Consider the following 15,100-nt stretch of genomic DNA (forward strand, 5'->3'; position numbering starts at 1 on the left):
ACGCACCACTATTCTACGCCGCGTAGAAAAGTGGGACAACGGCTGTGGTCACAGCGCCGAACGGACGGTCACGGCCGAATAAACACGGTCGAAGCCCGAGCATGCTGCGCGCCCCGCTGCCACCCTGGAGCCAACGAACCGCCCCCTGACGAAGGATCCCCATGCAGCTCAGCCCGCAGTCACACGAGATCGTGGCGGCCACGGCCGGCGTCGTCGCCGCACACGCCGACGAGATCACCTCGGTGTTCTACCCCTCGATGTTCGAGGCCCACCCCGAGCTTCTCAACATCTTCAACACCGCCAATCAGGCCGTCGGCGAGCAGCCGAAGGCCCTCGCGGCCTCGGTCGTCGCCTTCGCCGTCCAGCTCATCGACCCCGACGCCCCCGACTTCACCCCGGTGCTCAATCGGATCGCCCACAAGCACGTCTCGCTCGGGATCAGGGCCTCGGAGTACCTCGTCGTCGGCAAGTACCTGCTCGGCGCGGTGAAGACCGTGCTCGGCGATGCCGTCACCGACGAGGTCGCCGCCGCGTGGGACGAGGTGTACTGGCTCTTCGCCACTGCCCTCATCGCCGAGGAGGCGAGGCTCTACGCGCAGGGCGGCACGGATCCCGAGCACCCGTGGCGCGACTACCGGGTCGTCGAGCGCTTCGACGAATCCGACGAGGTCTTCTCCCTCCTGCTCGCCCCCGTCTCCGGCGAGGTGCCGAGCCACCGCACCGGTCAGTACGTCGCGATTCTCGTCGAGCTCCCCGACGGTTCGACCCAGCCGCGGCAGTACACGATCTCCTCGGGTCCCCGTGGGGACTCGCTGCGGGTGACGATCAAGCGGGTCCGCGGCGTCGGCGGGGCACCGGATGGTGTCGTCTCGGGCTGGCTGTTCGACAATGCCGAGCCGGGCACCGTCCTCAAGCTCTCGCAGCCGGCCGGCGACGTCGTCCTCGGCGAGTCCGACGCTCCGCTCGTCCTCGTCTCCGCGGGCATCGGGATCACCCCGATCGCCGCGATCATGGAGGACCTCTCGCGGCGCCAGCCCGACCGCACGGTGCGCCTCTACCACGCGGACCGCTCACACGCCCATCACGCGCTCTACGCCGGATTGCGCCGGCAGATCCTCGCGATGACCGATGCGCAGGCGCTCAACTGGTACGAGGAGGGCGCGACCGAGGCTCCGACCCTCCACCCCGCGCGCAGCGGCTTCATGGACCTCAGCGGCATCGCCGTGCCCGCCGAGGCAGAGGTATTCATGTGCGGTCCCCTGCCGTTCATGCAGGCGACGAGGCTCGCGCTCATCGACAAGGGCGTGCCGGCCGAGCGCATCCACTACGAGGTCTTCGGACCCGACCTCTGGGCGCAGAGCCCGCAGTGAGGCGGTGAGGCTCAGAGCAGGTCGTCGAGGCCGCGCTCGCCGGCCAGGGACACCGCCTTCTTGACGTCCTGGGCATGTGAGCGGGAGGTGATGAGGAGGACGTCCTCGGTGTCGACGACGACGAGGTCCTCGAGTCCGACGATGGCGACGGTGCGCGGCTGCTCGGAGAAGACGACGCCCGAGGCGTCGACTTCGAGGAGGTCGCAGGACCCGCCGATCGAGATGACCCCGCGCGGTTCGCCGGGCACGGGCTGACGCAGCCGGGCGACGGAGTCGAAGTCGCCGACGTCGTCCCAGCCGAAGTCGCCGGGGATGACGATGACGCGACCGGCCTCGGCGGCGGGTTCGGCGACGACGTAGTCGATCGCGCGCTTCTCCAGGCCCGGCCACACCTCGGCGAGCACGGCGTCACGGGATTCCGTGTCCCACGCCTCGGCGATCTGCGACAGGCCCTCGAAGAGGGTCGGGTCCTCCGTCCGGAGGATCTCGAGGAAGGCCGAGGCCTTGGCGATGAACATTCCGGCGTTCCAGCGGTAGCGGCCGGAGTCGACGTAGCGGCGGGCCGTGCTCGCGGCCGGCTTCTCCGCGAACGCGAGCGCCCGGCGGGCGGTGGGAGCGCCGGGGAGGCCGAGCAGACTGCCGGTCTTGATGTAGCCGTAGGCGGTCGCGGGGTTCCGGGGCATGATGCCGACGGTGACGATGTCACCGGTCTCCGCGGCTGCGCAGGCCTGTTCGATGACGGAACGGAATTCGTCGACGTTCGTGATCGAGTGGTCGGCGGAGAACGAGCCGACGATCGCCTCGGGGTCGGTCTTCGCGATGAGGAGGGTCGCCAGTCCGATGGCCGCGGCGGAGTCCTTCGGCGAAGGCTCGGCGACGATGCGGCTCGGGCACAGTTCGGGCAGCTGCTCGGCGACCTGGTCGAGGTGGCTCTCACCGGTGACGACCCAGACGTTGTCATCGCCGACGAGCGGGGCGACCCGATCCCACGTCGACTGGAGAAGGCTGCGTCCGGTGCCGAGCACGTCGTGGAGGAACTTCGGGGATGCCTTGCGGGAGAGCGGCCAGAGCCGGGTTCCGGATCCGCCCGCGGGGATGATGGCGTGGAAGTGCGTGTTCACCCCCTCAGTGTCTCAGAGTCCGGGCACCGCCTCTGCGAAGTTCTCCGCCGTGTCGGGGTGAGGAGATCCCGAGCGCACCGGGCCGCGAATTACCGCACATGAATATGTGGTAAATCGCCGTCCCAGCACGCGGAATCAGTCGCTGTGAGGGAACTGCCAGGGTCTGGGTGTGATCCATCCCGCTCAGCGGCGGACCGACTGGCAACTGCGGGGCGTTGGGCGTAGTTTCATGTTGTACATCGTCGATTCATCCAAGATGGAGGATGCTCCGTGGCCCAAGCGTCAACGAGCACTCTGTACCGCGGTGGAGAAGGAATGTGGTCCTGGGTCGCGCATCGCGTCACAGGCGTCGGAATCTTCTTCTTCCTGCTGGTCCACGTGCTCGACACAGCACTCGTTCGCGTTTCCCCCGAGGCGTACAACGCCGTCATCGGGACGTACAAGACGCCGATCATGGCCTTCGGGGAGATCGCCCTCGTCGCCGCGATCGCCTTCCATGCGTTCAACGGCCTGCGCGTCATCCTCATCGACTTCTCCAAGGGCGGACCGAAGAACCAGAAGAAGCTGTTCTGGGGGGTCATGATCCTCTGGCTCATCGTCATGGTCGCGTTCGTGCCCCGCCAGCTGATGCACACGTTCGGAGGCTGATATGAGCACAACATCGATTCCGGCGCCCCGCACCGGTTACTCCCGCCACAAGTCCACGCGCTCGAAGTTCGAGATGTTCGCGTGGCTCTTCATGCGTCTGTCGGGCATCGTGCTCGTCATCCTCATCTTCGGGCACCTCTTCGTCAACCTCTGGGCCGGCGAAGGCGTCCAGCAGATCGACTTCGGCTTCGTCGCCGGCAAGTGGGCGAGCCCGTTCTGGCAGATCTGGGACCTCCTCATGCTCTGGCTGGCGATGCTGCACGGCACGAACGGCCTGCGCACGATCATCATGGACTACGCCGAGAAGCCCGGCACCCGGATGAGCCTCCAGCTCATCCTCTACATCGCCTCGGCGGTCATCCTCGTGCTCGGCACGCTCGTCATCTTCACCTTCGATCCCTGCCCTGCCGGAGCCGACCCCGCGCTGCTCGCGTCGTTCTGCCAGGCCTAAAGGAGAAACATGCAGGTACATCACTACGACGTCGTCATCGTCGGCGCCGGTGGCGCTGGCATGCGCGCCGCCATCGAGTCGGGTCAGCGGGCCCGCACCGCGGTCCTGACCAAGCTCTACCCCACCCGTTCCCACACCGGCGCCGCCCAGGGCGGTATGTGCGCGGCCCTGGCGAACGTGGAGGAGGACAACTGGGAGTGGCACACCTTCGACACCGTCAAGGGCGGTGACTACCTCGTCGACCAGGATGCCGCCGAGGTGATGGCAAAGGAGGCCATCGACGCCGTCCTCGATCTCGAGAAGATGGGGCTGCCGTTCAACCGCACCCCCGAGGGCAAGATCGACCAGCGCCGCTTCGGCGGTCACACCCGTGACCACGGCAAGGCACCGGTGCGCCGGTCCTGCTACGCCGCCGACCGCACCGGCCACATGATCCTCCAGACCCTCTACCAGAACTGCGTCAAGCACGGGGTGGAGTTCTACAACGAGTTCTACGTCCTCGACCTCGTCATGACCGAGGTCGACGGAGTCCGTCGTCCCGCCGGCGTCGTCGCCTACGAACTCGCGACCGGTGAGATCCACGTCTTCCAGGCCAAGTCCGTCGTCTTCGCCACCGGCGGCGTCGGCAAGGTCTTCAAGACCACCTCGAACGCCCACACGCTCACCGGCGACGGCATGGCCGTGACCTACAACCGCGGCATCCCGCTCGAGGACATGGAGTTCTTCCAGTTCCACCCGACAGGTCTCGCCGGTCTCGGCATCCTCCTGTCCGAGGCCGCCCGCGGTGAGGGTGCGATCCTGCGCAACTCCGAGGGTGAGCGCTTCATGGAGCGCTACGCCCCGACGATCAAGGACCTCGCTCCGCGTGACATCGTCGCCCGGTCGATGGCCAACGAGGTCCGCGAAGGCCGCGGCGCCGGTCCGAACAAGGACTACGTCCTCCTCGACCTCACCCACCTCGAGCCCTCGCACATCGACGAGAAGCTGCCCGACATCACCGAGTTCGCCCGCACCTACCTCGGTGTCGAGCCCTACACGGAGCCGGTGCCGGTCTTCCCGACCGCGCACTACGCGATGGGCGGCATTCCGACGAACATCGCCTCCGAGGTGCTCGCCGACAACGACACCGTCATCCCCGGCCTCTTCGCCGCCGGCGAGTGCGCGTGCGTGTCCGTCCACGGCTCGAACCGCCTGGGCACGAACTCCCTGCTCGACATCAACGTCTTCGGCAAGCGTGCGGGCATCGCCGCCGCCGAATACGCCAAGGGCGCCGACATGGTCGAACTGCCCGAGGACCCTCAGGCCGACACGGTCGCCGTGCTCGAGCGCCTGCGGACCTCCGACGGACCCGAGCGCATCGGCGCGATCCGCAAGGACCTGCAGGAGATCATGGACGCCAACGTCCAGGTGTTCCGCACCGACGAGACGCTGCGCGAGGCGCTCGCGGAGATCGAGAAGCTCCGTGCCCGCTACGACAACGTCGGCATCCAGGACCGCGGCAAGCGCTACAACCTCGACCTGCTCGAAGCCGTCGAGCTCGGCTTCCTGCTCGAACTCGCCGAGGTCATCACGGTGGCAGCGATCCACCGCAAGGAGTCCCGCGGCGGTCACTTCCGCGAGGACTTCCCGAACCGTGACGACGAGAACTTCATGCACCACACCATGACGTACCTCGATCCGGAATCGGAGGCCGAAGGGATCCCGGGCATGCGCCTGGAGACCAAGCCCGTCGTCGTCACCCGTTACCAGCCGATGGAGCGTAAGTACTGATGAGCACCGAAACCACCACCCCGGAGCCGGCGTCGAAGGTCGACCTCCCCTCGCATGTGAGCGGAGACCAGGGAGAGATCCCGTCCTTCGACTGCACCTTCCGCATCGCCCGCTTCGATCCCGAGACGGACGAAGCACCGCACTGGGAGGAGTACAAGGTCACGATGTACGGCACCGACCGTGTGCTCGATGCCCTGCACAAGATCAAGTGGGAGATCGACGGTTCGCTGTCCTTCCGCCGCTCGTGCGCCCACGGCGTGTGCGGGTCCGATGCCATGCGCATCAACGGCCGCAACCGCCTGGCCTGCAAGACCCTGCTCAAGGACCTCGACACGAACAAGGTCATCACCGTCGAGGCGATCAAGGGCCTTCCGCTCGAGAAGGACCTCATCGTCGACATGGAGCCCTTCTTCCAGTCGTACCGCGAGATCATGCCGTTCCTCATCACCTCCGGTCATGAGCCCACGCGCGAGCGCCTGCAGTCTGCTGAGCAGCGCGAGGCCTTCGACGACACGACGAAGTGCATCCTCTGTGCTTCGTGCACCTCGTCGTGCCCCGTGTTCTGGACCGACGGCCAGTACTTCGGTCCGGCCGCGATCGTCAACGCGCACCGCTTCATCTTCGACTCGCGTGACGAGGGTGGCGACATGCGCCTCGAGATCCTCAACGACAAGGAAGGCGTGTGGCGTTGCCGCACGACGTTCAACTGCACCGATGCCTGCCCGCGCGGCATCGAGATCACCAAGGCCATCGCCGAGGTGAAGCAGGCGATCCTCCAGCGCGCGTTCTGATCCAGCGCTGATCCGGCATCGGTCGGATCCCCCTGGGATCGACCGGATCCCCCGCCGAGGCGGCCGTGCACAGGCACGGCCGCCTTCGTCGGTTTCCCCGTCGCTTCGGGGATGCGAAACCTGAGGATCGGCGACACCGAGGATCCGTACACTGGTCGGCATGCGCTCTGCTTCTCCGACCGTTCGCTGCGCCCCGCGTGTCCTTGCCGCCTCGCGCCCGCGCGCCGTCACCGCCGCGATCCTCACGCTGTTCCTCGTCCTCACACAGCTCGTCCTCTCCCCCGGCACCTCGCATGCTCAGCCCGAGCCGACCGAGAAGGGGGAGAAGATCTACGTCACGCGGTCCGACCTCGGCGACGGAACGAAGCCACCGGCACCGATCGGCACCGCATGGCTCGTCGGGGACCTCGACTCCGGGGAGCTGCAGGTGGCCGAGAACATCGATGTCCGGCATGCGCCGGCGTCGACGATCAAGCTGCTCACGGCGCTCGCGCTCGTCGACGTCCTCAATGACCCCGAGCAGAAGGTCGAAGCGACGTTCGAGGACATGGAGATCGACGGGACGAAGGTCGGGCTCATGCAGAAGAACTCGTACACTGTCGACACCCTCTTCCACGCGATGCTCATGTCGAGCGCCAACGATGCGGCCAATGCGCTCGGTCGGGCCGCCGGCGGGCAGGAGAAGGCCGTGGCGCTGATGAACGAGAAGGCGAAGTCGCTGGGGATGACGAACACGCGCGCGGCCAACACCACCGGCCTCGACGACCCCGACCAGTACACGACGGTCTCCGACATGATGAAGCTCGCCTGGGCGGTGACCGAGAACGAGCGGCTGATGGAGATCATCGGCACGCAGACGTATAAGTTCCCGGGTGGGACGAACCCGGAGACGAAGGAGAAGTTCAAGGGCTACGAGATCCAGAACCACACGAAGGTCGTCGGTCAGGTCGAGGGCGGCCTCGGGCTGAAGAACGGGTACACGAAGGCCGCGAAGGGCTCCTACATCGCCGTGGCCGAACGCGACGGCAGACGGGTCGTCTCCGCGCTGCTCGGGTCGGAGAACAACTCCCGGCAGGCCGCCGTCGACCTCCTCGAATGGGACTTCGCACAGACGAACCCGGAGACGCTGGCCACGGTGCCGGTCGGACCGGCGGCGACGCCGAGTCCGACGGCCACGGCCTCGGGCAGCGGCAGCGACGCCGGCGGGACCGCCGACGCCGATGCCGCGCCGTCTGCCGAGGCAGCCGGGAATGAGACCTCGGTTCCGTGGGGCGGGGTGCTGCCGTTCGTCCTCCTCGGCGGGGGTGTCGTCCTCCTCATCGCAGCGATCCTGCTCTGGGGGCGTCTGCGGAAACGGCATCGCACGCTGAGCTGAGGCGTCGTTTTGACTCCCGACGCTTGGAGGGTCTACTCTGGTCACTTGCGCTCGAAGCGTCCGTGACCGCCCTGGCATGCATCGGCCGGGCGACGACGGAGACGGCAGGCCGATCATGACGGCCGCCGACCGAGACGAACCACCACGGACACCGTGTCTCTTCGCAGTGCAGTCCCGTCACCGTCGGGATCGACCCGCATCACGGTGAACCCCGCAGGAGAATGCGACGACGACCGTTGCAGGAATCCTGCCGTCTTCCGGCGACCACCCATCGCCGAGCACCGGCGACCACCCATCGCCGCATCAACCACACGACAGGGCCCAGGCGTCGTTGCCTGTCCTGTCGTCGACAGAAAGGAGGGGAACCCATGTCTGAGTTCCCACAGTGGGTCCAGCGTGCCGTCGAGCATGCCGGCCTCATCGACCCGCAGATCAGCACGGAGCACGGGGAGGTCACGATCAGTGACGCCACCGGCCGCACCGTCCTGTTCACCGGTTCGGCGCTGCGTGAGACCACGCCGCTGGCTGCCTGAGCGCAGCCTCCGCCGGAGCGGAGCAGCGCACTGCCGGGTCTGACGCAGTGCGCCCGCTCCCCCGGCACCGACCACGACGCCCGGATCATGTGCCTCCTTGTTCGAGGATCATGATCCGGGCGTCTTTGCGTCCCCGAAAATGAACAGGTACCTTGTCTTTTCGGGCGAGCGCACGACTCGTCTCGACCGGCACGAGAATCCCTTTCCAGGAAGCGAGGACGACCCTAGTGACACCCTCTCTCGCAACGATCCTCGACCGCCTCCGACGGCCCGAGACGGTCACGGATCTCATCCAAGTCGCCAAGACGGTCATCGCCGCCACTCTCGGGTGGTGGCTTTCGGTGGCCGTCCTCGACTCGCAGATGCCGTTCCTCGCCCCGTGGGCCGCACTCCTCACCGTCCATGCGACGATCCACCGCTCGGTCGCACGCGGAGCGCAGACGATGGTCGCCTCGGTCGCCGGGGTCGCGATGTCCTTCGTCATCGGCAACTGGCTCGGGGTGAGCCTCTGGACGTTCGGCTTCGCCCTCCTCGTCGGGGTCCTCCTCGCCCGTCTTCCGTGGATCCGGGAGGAGGGCATCGCGATCGCGACGACGGCGATCTTCGTCCTCGGCAGCGGATTCGACAGTCAGGAGCCGTTCCTCCTCGAACGCATCGTCGAGCTCGCGATCGGCGTCGGAGTCGGTGTGGGGGTGAACTTCCTCATCGTCCCACCGATGCGCGACCAGCAGGCGGCGGAGCACATCGACAGCGTCAACCGGCGCATCGGCGAGGTGCTGGAGAACATGGGTGATGAATTCGCCGTGTCCTGGGACACTGATCGGGCTGGGGTCTGGTTCGCGGAGACGGAATCGATGAGCGGTGAACTCTCCGCCGCGTGGCAGACGGTACACCTGGCGAGTGAGTCCAGGCGGGCGAATCCCCGGACCCGACTGCGGTCGCTGCGGCGGGTGCTGCGTCGGCACGACGACGAGCCCTCGGAGGTCGCCGAGCTCAGCTATGAGAACATCCTCCAGCGTCTCGACGAAGGGGTCTCCCACGTCCGCCACCTTGCGCGCACTCTCCACGCAGCGACCTACGATGACGGCGACTGGGACGAGACCTTCCGCGAGCGCTGGGCTGCGATCGTCGGCGACGCCGGCCGGGCGGTCGCCGACCCCGACGCCGAGGTCGCTCCCATCCACGCCCGCCTCGACGAGCTCTCCGCGGAGCTCTCGGACGGTGAGGAGCTGCCGCAGCGGGCCTGGCCGCTCTACGGGGCGCTCATCACGAGCGTGCGCCACATCGCCGTCATCGTCGACGATGTCGCCTCGGCACGCCGAGCCCGGGACGCCGAAGAATCACCGACTGAATCGGCTCACGTCTGAGGGTGGTCCTCGTCGTCGAGGCCGACCTCGACGGACTGTTCGGCCACATCGGCGCCATCGGCCTCGCGGACCGCGGGGAACGATCCGGTCGGCTGCGCGTCCTCACCCGTGGGCTCCGTGCCGACGACGCCCTCGGGGTCGTCGAGGTCCTGTGCCTGCTCCATCCGGTCCGGCTCGGGCACTTCGCTGAACGACTGCACTGAGTTCACGATTCCTCCTTGAGACGGGACGGCCATGGGGGTACTCGTGATCGTAACCGCGTGGGCGCGCATGTCAAGGAGAAAGCAGAGGCGGCCCGGTCGATCGACCGGGCCGCCAGTCGGCAGCGCGCTGCTGTGAGGGTCAGCGACTCAGAAGTCCCAGTCCTCGTCCTGGGTGTTCTCGGCCTTGCCGATGACGTAGGACGACCCGGAGCCGGAGAAGAAGTCGTGGTTCTCATCGCTGTTGGGCGAGAGCGCCGCGAGGATCGCCGGGTTGACGTCCGTGACCTCCTTGGGGAACATCGCCTCGTAGCCGAGGTTCATCAGCGCCTTGTTCGCGTTGTAGTGGAGGAACTTCTTGCAGTCCTCGGCCAGTCCCACCGAATCGTAGAGCTCGTGGGTGTAGGAGACCTCGTTCTCGTAGAGCTCGAAGAGGAGGTTCATCGTGTAGTCCTTGAGCTCCTGACGGCGCTCCGCGGTCTGCGACTCGAGTCCCCGCTGGTACTTGTAGCCGATGTAGTACCCATGGACGGCCTCATCGCGGATGATGAGGCGGATGAGGTCGGCGGTGTTCGTCAGCTTCGCATGCGACGACCAGTACATCGGCAGGTAGAACCCGGAATAGAAGAGGAACGACTCGAGCAGCGTCGAGGCGACCTTGCGCTTGAGCGGATCATCACCCCGGTAGTAGCTGAGGATGATGTCGGCCTTCTGCTGCAGGTACGTGTTCTCCCGCGACCAGCGGAACGCCTCGTCGATCTCCTTCGTCGAGGTCAGGGTCGAGAAGATCGACGAGTACGACTTCGCGTGGACGCTCTCCATGAAGGCGATGTTCGTGAGCACGGCCTCCTCGTGCGGGGTCACCGCATCGGGGATGAGCGAGATCGCGCCGACCGTGCCCTGGATCGTGTCGAGCAGGGTCAGCCCGGTGAAGACGCGCATCGTCAGCATCTTCTCCTCATCGGTCAGCGTCGCCCACGAGGGGACGTCGTTGCTCAGCGGCACCTTCTCCGGCAGCCAGAAGTTGCCGGTGAGGCGGTCCCAGACGTCGTCGTCGACCGGATCGACGACGCGGTTCCAGTTGATGGCGTCGACGTGTGAGGCCAGGGTGAGGTTTTCCACGGAGGTGTTCTCTCTTCTTAGTTCGTCAGTTCAGCGGGGTGTCAGCGGTCGGTCGGCGTCACAGCATGCACGAGACGCAGCCGTCGACCTCGGTGCCCTGCAGCGCGAGCTGACGCAGGCGGATGTAGTAGATCGTCTTGATGCCCTTGCGCCACGCGTAGATCTGTGCCTTGTTGATGTCGCGCGTCGTCGCGGTGTCCATGAAGAACAGCGTCAGGGACAGGCCCTGGTCGACGTGCTTCGTCGCCTCGGCGTACGTGTCGATGATCTTCTCGTAGCCGATCTCGTAGGCGTCCTGGTAGTACTCGAGGTTGTCGTTGTCCATGAAGGGAGCCGGGTAGTAGACGCGCCCGATCTTGCCCTCCTTGCGGATCTCGATCTTCGAGGCCACCGGGTGGATCGACGAGGTCGAGTTGTTGATGTAGGAGATCGACCCGGTCGGCGGCACGGCCTGGAGGTTCTGGTTGTAGATGCCGTGCTCGGCGACCGCTGCCTTGAGCTCACGCCAGTCGTCCTGGGTGGGGATGTGCACGCCCGCCTCGGCGAAGAGCTCGGCGACCCGCGCCGTCCGCGGCTCCCATGTCTCATCGATGTACTTGTCGAAGTACTCACCGGTCGCGTACTTCGAACGCTCGAAGCCGGCGAACGCAGAGCCGCGCTCCTTCGCGATCTCCATCGACGCCCGCACGCAGTGGTAGGCGACGGTGTAGAAGTACATGTTCGTGAAGTCGAGGCCCTCGTCGGAGCCGTAGTAGACGTGCTCACGGGCGAGGTAGCCGTGGAGGTTCATCTGGCCGAGCCCGATCGCGTGCGACATGTCGTTGCCTCGGGCGATCGAGGGCACCGACTGGATGTCCGAGGTCTCGGCGACGGCGGTGAGTCCGCGGATCGCGGTCTCGACGGTGCGCCCGAAGTCCTCGGAGTCCATCGTCAGGGCGATGTTGAGCGACCCGAGGTTGCACGAGATGTCCTTGCCGACGACGTCGTAGCCCAGATCCTCGTCGTACTTCGACGGTTCGGAGACCTGGAGGATCTCCGAGCAGAGGTTCGACATGATGATCTTGCCGTCGATCGGGTTCGCCCGGTTCACCGTGTCCTCGAACATGATGTACGGGTAGCCGGACTCGAACTGGATCTCCGCGAGCGTCTGGAAGAACTCGCGGGCGTTGATCTTCTTCTTCCGGATCGAGGCGTTGTCGACCATCTCCTCGTACTTCTCCGTGACGTCGACGTCGGAGAACGGGATCCCGTAGACGCGTTCGACGTCGTAGGGGCTGAAGAGGTACATGTCCTCGTTGCGCTTGGCGAGCTCGAACGTGATGTCGGGGATGACGACGCCGAGCGAGAGGGTCTTGATCCGGATCTTCTCATCCGCGTTCTCTCGCTTGGTGTCGAGGAAGCTGTAGATGTCCGGGTGGTGGGCGTGGATGTAGACCGCGCCCGCGCCCTGACGCGCACCGAGCTGGTTGGCGTAGGAGAAGGAGTCCTCGAGCAGCTTCATCACGGGGATGACACCCGAGGACTGGTTCTCGATCTTCTTGATCGGAGCACCGGACTCGCGGATGTTCGTCAGGCTGAAGGCCACGCCGCCGCCGCGCTTGGACAGCTGCAGGGCCGAGTTGATCGAGCGGCCGATCGACTCCATGTTGTCCTCGATGCGCAGGAGGAAGCACGAGACGAGCTCGCCGCGCTGCTTCTTCCCGGCGTTGAGGAAGGTCGGGGTGGCCGGCTGGAAGCGGCCGGTGATGATCTCGTCGACGAGCTGCGTCGCGAGCGTCTCGTCCCCGCGGGCGAGGAAGAGGGCGACCATGACGACGCGGTCCTCGAAGCGCTCGAGGTAGCGCTTGCCGTCGAAGGTCTTGAGCGTGTACGAGGTGTAGAACTTGAACGCGCCGAGGAACGTCTGGAAGCGGAACTTGTGCGAGTACGCGCGCTTCGACAGGGACTCGATGAAGTCGAAGGAGTACTGCTCCAAGACCTCCGGCTCGTAGTAGTCCTTCTCAACGAGGTAGTCGAGCTTCTCCTTGAGATCGTGGAAGAAGACCGTGTTGTTGTTGACGTGCTGAAGGAAGTACTGGCGCGCAGCCTGTTTGTCCCGCTCGAACTGGATCCGCCCGTCCATGTCGTAGAGATTCAGCATGGCATTGAGCGCATGGTAGTCGAGGTCCGTCTCTTCGCGGATGATGTCCTCTACATTGCGGTCTTCAGCGAGCTCTCGCACAGTTTGTCCAATCCTAGGTTCACATCCGCGACCTCCTCGGGGGTGCCGAGGAGTTCGACGCGGTACAGCAGGGGAACGTGGCATTTCGCGGCGACCTTGATCGCCGCCTTGCAGTATTCGGCTCCGAAGTTCGTGTTTCCGGCGCCGATGACGCCGACGAGGTGCCGGCGGTTCGATTCGATGTTGAGGAACTTGATCACCTGTTTGGGCACGGCCCCGCGGTTGGGACCGGCACCGTAGGTGGGGGTGACGAGCACGAACGGCTCGTCGACCAGCAGCGTCTCATCCTTCGTCAGCAGCGGCAGACGGCGGGAGGGATGATCGAGCTTGCCCACGAAGCGGTGGGTGTACTCGGACGAGCTGGAGTAGTAGACGACGAGCATCTCAGGCCACGACGGTGGCCGCCGTCTGCTGGCCGGCGAGGGCGGCGATCTTGTCGGGGCGGAAGCCCGACCAGTGGTCGCTGTCGGTGACGACGACCGGCGCCTGCATGTAGCCCATGGCCTTGACGACGTCGAGGGCGTTCTCGTCGACGCTGAGGTCGACCGTGGTGTACTTCAGTCCCTTGGCGTCGAGCGCACGGTAGGTGGCGTTGCACTGGACACAAGCGGGCTTGGTGTACACGGTGATCATGGCGACTCCTCGTCTCTGTGCTGGATGGGTGTTTCCGATGGGTGGGCCATGCCGGCGACGCGGCCTCCCGAGTGGGAGGGATCACTGTCAAGGCGACCGGCGATGACCACTAGATGTTGTGTTCGGGTACGAGCCTACCCCTATATCCAGTGTTACACCAGTGTGATTAGCACCGTCCACACCCTGTGCCCGAAGTCCTCCACAGTCGTCCACAGGCTGTGAACGACAACGGTGTAGTTCGATCACCAGCGCGGACACGCGCGACTCCGGGCGAGACAGCGATTCGGGGTCGGGATCCGGGCTGGGTTATCCACCGTTGTCCACAGGAAAAATTCATTCCTTGTGGGCGTGTTGCCCGGCGTGTCGACGACTGCGTCCGGACCTTCACACTATGTGTCGGTACTGACACGAGAACACCCAGTCACGTGTCAGGGTCCGCTCCTATGCTGGGTACCGACAGCAACGACGACCACGAGAGAGCAGCACGCGCATGACGGCAACGGCACCGGCCAACACGCAGGAGATCGCCCACGCGAAGTCCCTCCTCAGCGGGCTCGAATCGTATCTCGACCACTTCGTCGTCGGGCAGCAGCGACTCCGCGAGTCCCTGCTCATCGGCCTCCTCTCCGGCGGCCACCTCCTCCTCGAGAGCGTCCCCGGACTCGCGAAGACCACGGCGGCCGCTGCCCTCGCCAACGCCGTCGACGGGAAGTTCTCCCGCATCCAGTGCACCCCCGACCTGCTGCCGGCGGACATCATCGGCTCGCAGATCTACAACGCCCGCGAAGGCTCCTTCAACACCGTCCTCGGTCCCGTCCACGCCAACATCGTCCTCCTCGACGAGATCAACCGCTCCTCGGCGAAGACGCAGTCGGCGATGCTCGAGGCGATGCAGGAGCGGCAGACGACGATCGGCGGACAGCGCTTCGACCTGCCCAGGCCCTTCCTCGTCATGGCCACCCAGAACCCCATCGAGCAGGAGGGCACCTACCAGCTGCCCGAAGCCCAGCTCGACCGCTTCATGATCAAGGATCTCCTCACCCACCCGAGCCCGAACGAAGAGGTCGAGATCCTCGCCCGCCTCGACTCCGGTGTCTTCGACAAGGACTCCGTGCCCGCGGCCTCGTGCACGCTCGAGGACGTCATGACGATGCAGCGCTACGCGCGCACCATCTACATCGACCCCTCGATCACTCGTTACCTCGTCGAACTCGTCCACGCCACGCGCAACACGCAGAAGTACCTCGGTCGCCTCGCCCCCTACATCGAGTACGGGGCCAGCCCCCGCGCCTCGATCGCCTTCACCAACGCCGGGCGGGCGCTGGCGATGATCCGCGGGCGCAACTACGTCATCCCCGAGGACATCAAGGATCTCGCCCACCGCGTCCTCGCTCACCGCATCCAGCTCAACTTCGAGGCCGCCGCGGAGAACATCACGAGCGCCCAGGTCGTCGATGCCCTCCTCATGGCAGTGCCGACCCCGTGACCAGGTGCCCTG

At 65.9% G+C, this 15,100-nt stretch carries 15 protein-coding genes; 9 read left to right on the plus strand and 6 right to left on the minus strand.

Features of this window, described 5'->3' with window-relative positions; genetic code table 11:
- Positions 1-161 precede the first annotated feature (161 nt).
- Positions 162-1,370 (plus strand): globin domain-containing protein, encoded by a 1,209-nt coding sequence (locus ACQ1RG_RS16925; protein ID WP_063249140.1) that lies wholly within the window; start codon positions 162-164, stop codon positions 1,368-1,370.
- A gap of 11 nt (positions 1,371-1,381) precedes the next feature.
- Here the strand turns inward: ACQ1RG_RS16925 and ACQ1RG_RS16930 are convergent, their stop codons facing one another.
- Positions 1,382-2,491: a mannose-1-phosphate guanylyltransferase gene (locus ACQ1RG_RS16930; protein WP_167560068.1), complete on the minus strand. Its 1,110-nt coding sequence runs from the start codon at positions 2,489-2,491 to the stop codon at positions 1,382-1,384.
- A gap of 270 nt (positions 2,492-2,761) precedes the next feature.
- Here ACQ1RG_RS16930 and sdhC point away from each other — a divergent pair, with 270 nt between their 5' ends.
- The 7 genes from sdhC to ACQ1RG_RS16965 all read left to right on the plus strand — a co-directional run bounded on the left by sdhC (position 2,762) and on the right by ACQ1RG_RS16965 (position 9,426).
- Positions 2,762-3,139, plus strand: a complete 378-nt coding sequence (sdhC, locus tag ACQ1RG_RS16935) for a succinate dehydrogenase, cytochrome b556 subunit (RefSeq protein WP_009379486.1) — start codon at positions 2,762-2,764, stop codon at positions 3,137-3,139.
- Between the two features lies 1 nt (position 3,140).
- Complete coding sequence (locus ACQ1RG_RS16940) at positions 3,141-3,590, plus strand: succinate dehydrogenase hydrophobic membrane anchor subunit (protein ID WP_009379489.1); 450 nt, start codon at positions 3,141-3,143, stop codon at positions 3,588-3,590.
- Positions 3,591-3,599: 9 nt separating this feature from the next.
- Positions 3,600-5,360, plus strand: a complete 1,761-nt coding sequence (sdhA, locus tag ACQ1RG_RS16945) for a succinate dehydrogenase flavoprotein subunit (RefSeq protein WP_009379491.1) — start codon at positions 3,600-3,602, stop codon at positions 5,358-5,360.
- Positions 5,360-6,151, plus strand: coding sequence for a succinate dehydrogenase iron-sulfur subunit (locus tag ACQ1RG_RS16950; protein ID WP_009379493.1), 792 nt, complete (start codon positions 5,360-5,362; stop codon positions 6,149-6,151). The genes sdhA and ACQ1RG_RS16950 overlap by 1 nt, the downstream gene beginning before the upstream one ends.
- A 160-nt stretch (positions 6,152-6,311) precedes the next feature.
- Positions 6,312-7,526: a D-alanyl-D-alanine carboxypeptidase family protein gene (locus ACQ1RG_RS16955; RefSeq protein ID WP_009379494.1), complete on the plus strand. Its 1,215-nt coding sequence runs from the start codon at positions 6,312-6,314 to the stop codon at positions 7,524-7,526.
- A gap of 368 nt (positions 7,527-7,894) precedes the next feature.
- On the plus strand, positions 7,895-8,059 hold the full coding sequence (locus tag ACQ1RG_RS16960; RefSeq protein WP_156491127.1) for a hypothetical protein: 165 nt from the start codon (positions 7,895-7,897) through the stop codon (positions 8,057-8,059).
- Between the two features lie 227 nt (positions 8,060-8,286).
- Positions 8,287-9,426 (plus strand): FUSC family protein, encoded by a 1,140-nt coding sequence (locus ACQ1RG_RS16965; protein ID WP_009379496.1) that lies wholly within the window; start codon positions 8,287-8,289, stop codon positions 9,424-9,426.
- On the opposite strand, the gene ACQ1RG_RS16970 is transcribed toward ACQ1RG_RS16965, so the two are convergent.
- The 5 genes from ACQ1RG_RS16970 to nrdH form a co-directional block, all read right to left on the minus strand.
- Positions 9,417-9,635 carry a hypothetical protein gene (locus ACQ1RG_RS16970; RefSeq protein WP_009379498.1) on the minus strand — a complete coding sequence of 73 codons (219 nt, stop codon included), beginning with the start codon at positions 9,633-9,635 and terminating at the stop codon, positions 9,417-9,419. The two genes, ACQ1RG_RS16965 and ACQ1RG_RS16970, sit on opposite strands and share 10 nt — an antisense overlap.
- Positions 9,636-9,776: 141 nt before the next feature.
- Positions 9,777-10,748, minus strand: coding sequence for a class 1b ribonucleoside-diphosphate reductase subunit beta (gene nrdF / locus ACQ1RG_RS16975; RefSeq protein WP_009379500.1), 972 nt, complete (start codon positions 10,746-10,748; stop codon positions 9,777-9,779).
- Between the two features lie 58 nt (positions 10,749-10,806).
- Positions 10,807-13,053 carry a class 1b ribonucleoside-diphosphate reductase subunit alpha gene (gene nrdE, locus ACQ1RG_RS16980; protein WP_179952599.1) on the minus strand — a complete coding sequence of 749 codons (2,247 nt, stop codon included), beginning with the start codon at positions 13,051-13,053 and terminating at the stop codon, positions 10,807-10,809.
- Positions 12,939-13,352: a class Ib ribonucleoside-diphosphate reductase assembly flavoprotein NrdI gene (gene nrdI, locus ACQ1RG_RS16985; RefSeq protein WP_009379509.1), complete on the minus strand. Its 414-nt coding sequence runs from the start codon at positions 13,350-13,352 to the stop codon at positions 12,939-12,941. The genes nrdE and nrdI overlap by 115 nt, the downstream gene beginning before the upstream one ends.
- Before the next feature lies 1 nt (position 13,353).
- Positions 13,354-13,602: a glutaredoxin-like protein NrdH gene (nrdH, locus tag ACQ1RG_RS16990; protein WP_009379512.1), complete on the minus strand. Its 249-nt coding sequence runs from the start codon at positions 13,600-13,602 to the stop codon at positions 13,354-13,356.
- Between the two features lie 490 nt (positions 13,603-14,092).
- Here nrdH and ACQ1RG_RS16995 point away from each other — a divergent pair, with 490 nt between their 5' ends.
- Positions 14,093-15,088 carry an AAA family ATPase gene (locus ACQ1RG_RS16995; RefSeq protein ID WP_009379514.1) on the plus strand — a complete coding sequence of 332 codons (996 nt, stop codon included), beginning with the start codon at positions 14,093-14,095 and terminating at the stop codon, positions 15,086-15,088.
- The last annotated feature ends 12 nt before the right edge of the window (positions 15,089-15,100 follow it).

The organism is Brevibacterium sp. K72 (genome assembly GCF_050562175.1).
Lineage (GTDB): Bacteria > Actinomycetota > Actinomycetes > Actinomycetales > Brevibacteriaceae > Brevibacterium > Brevibacterium casei.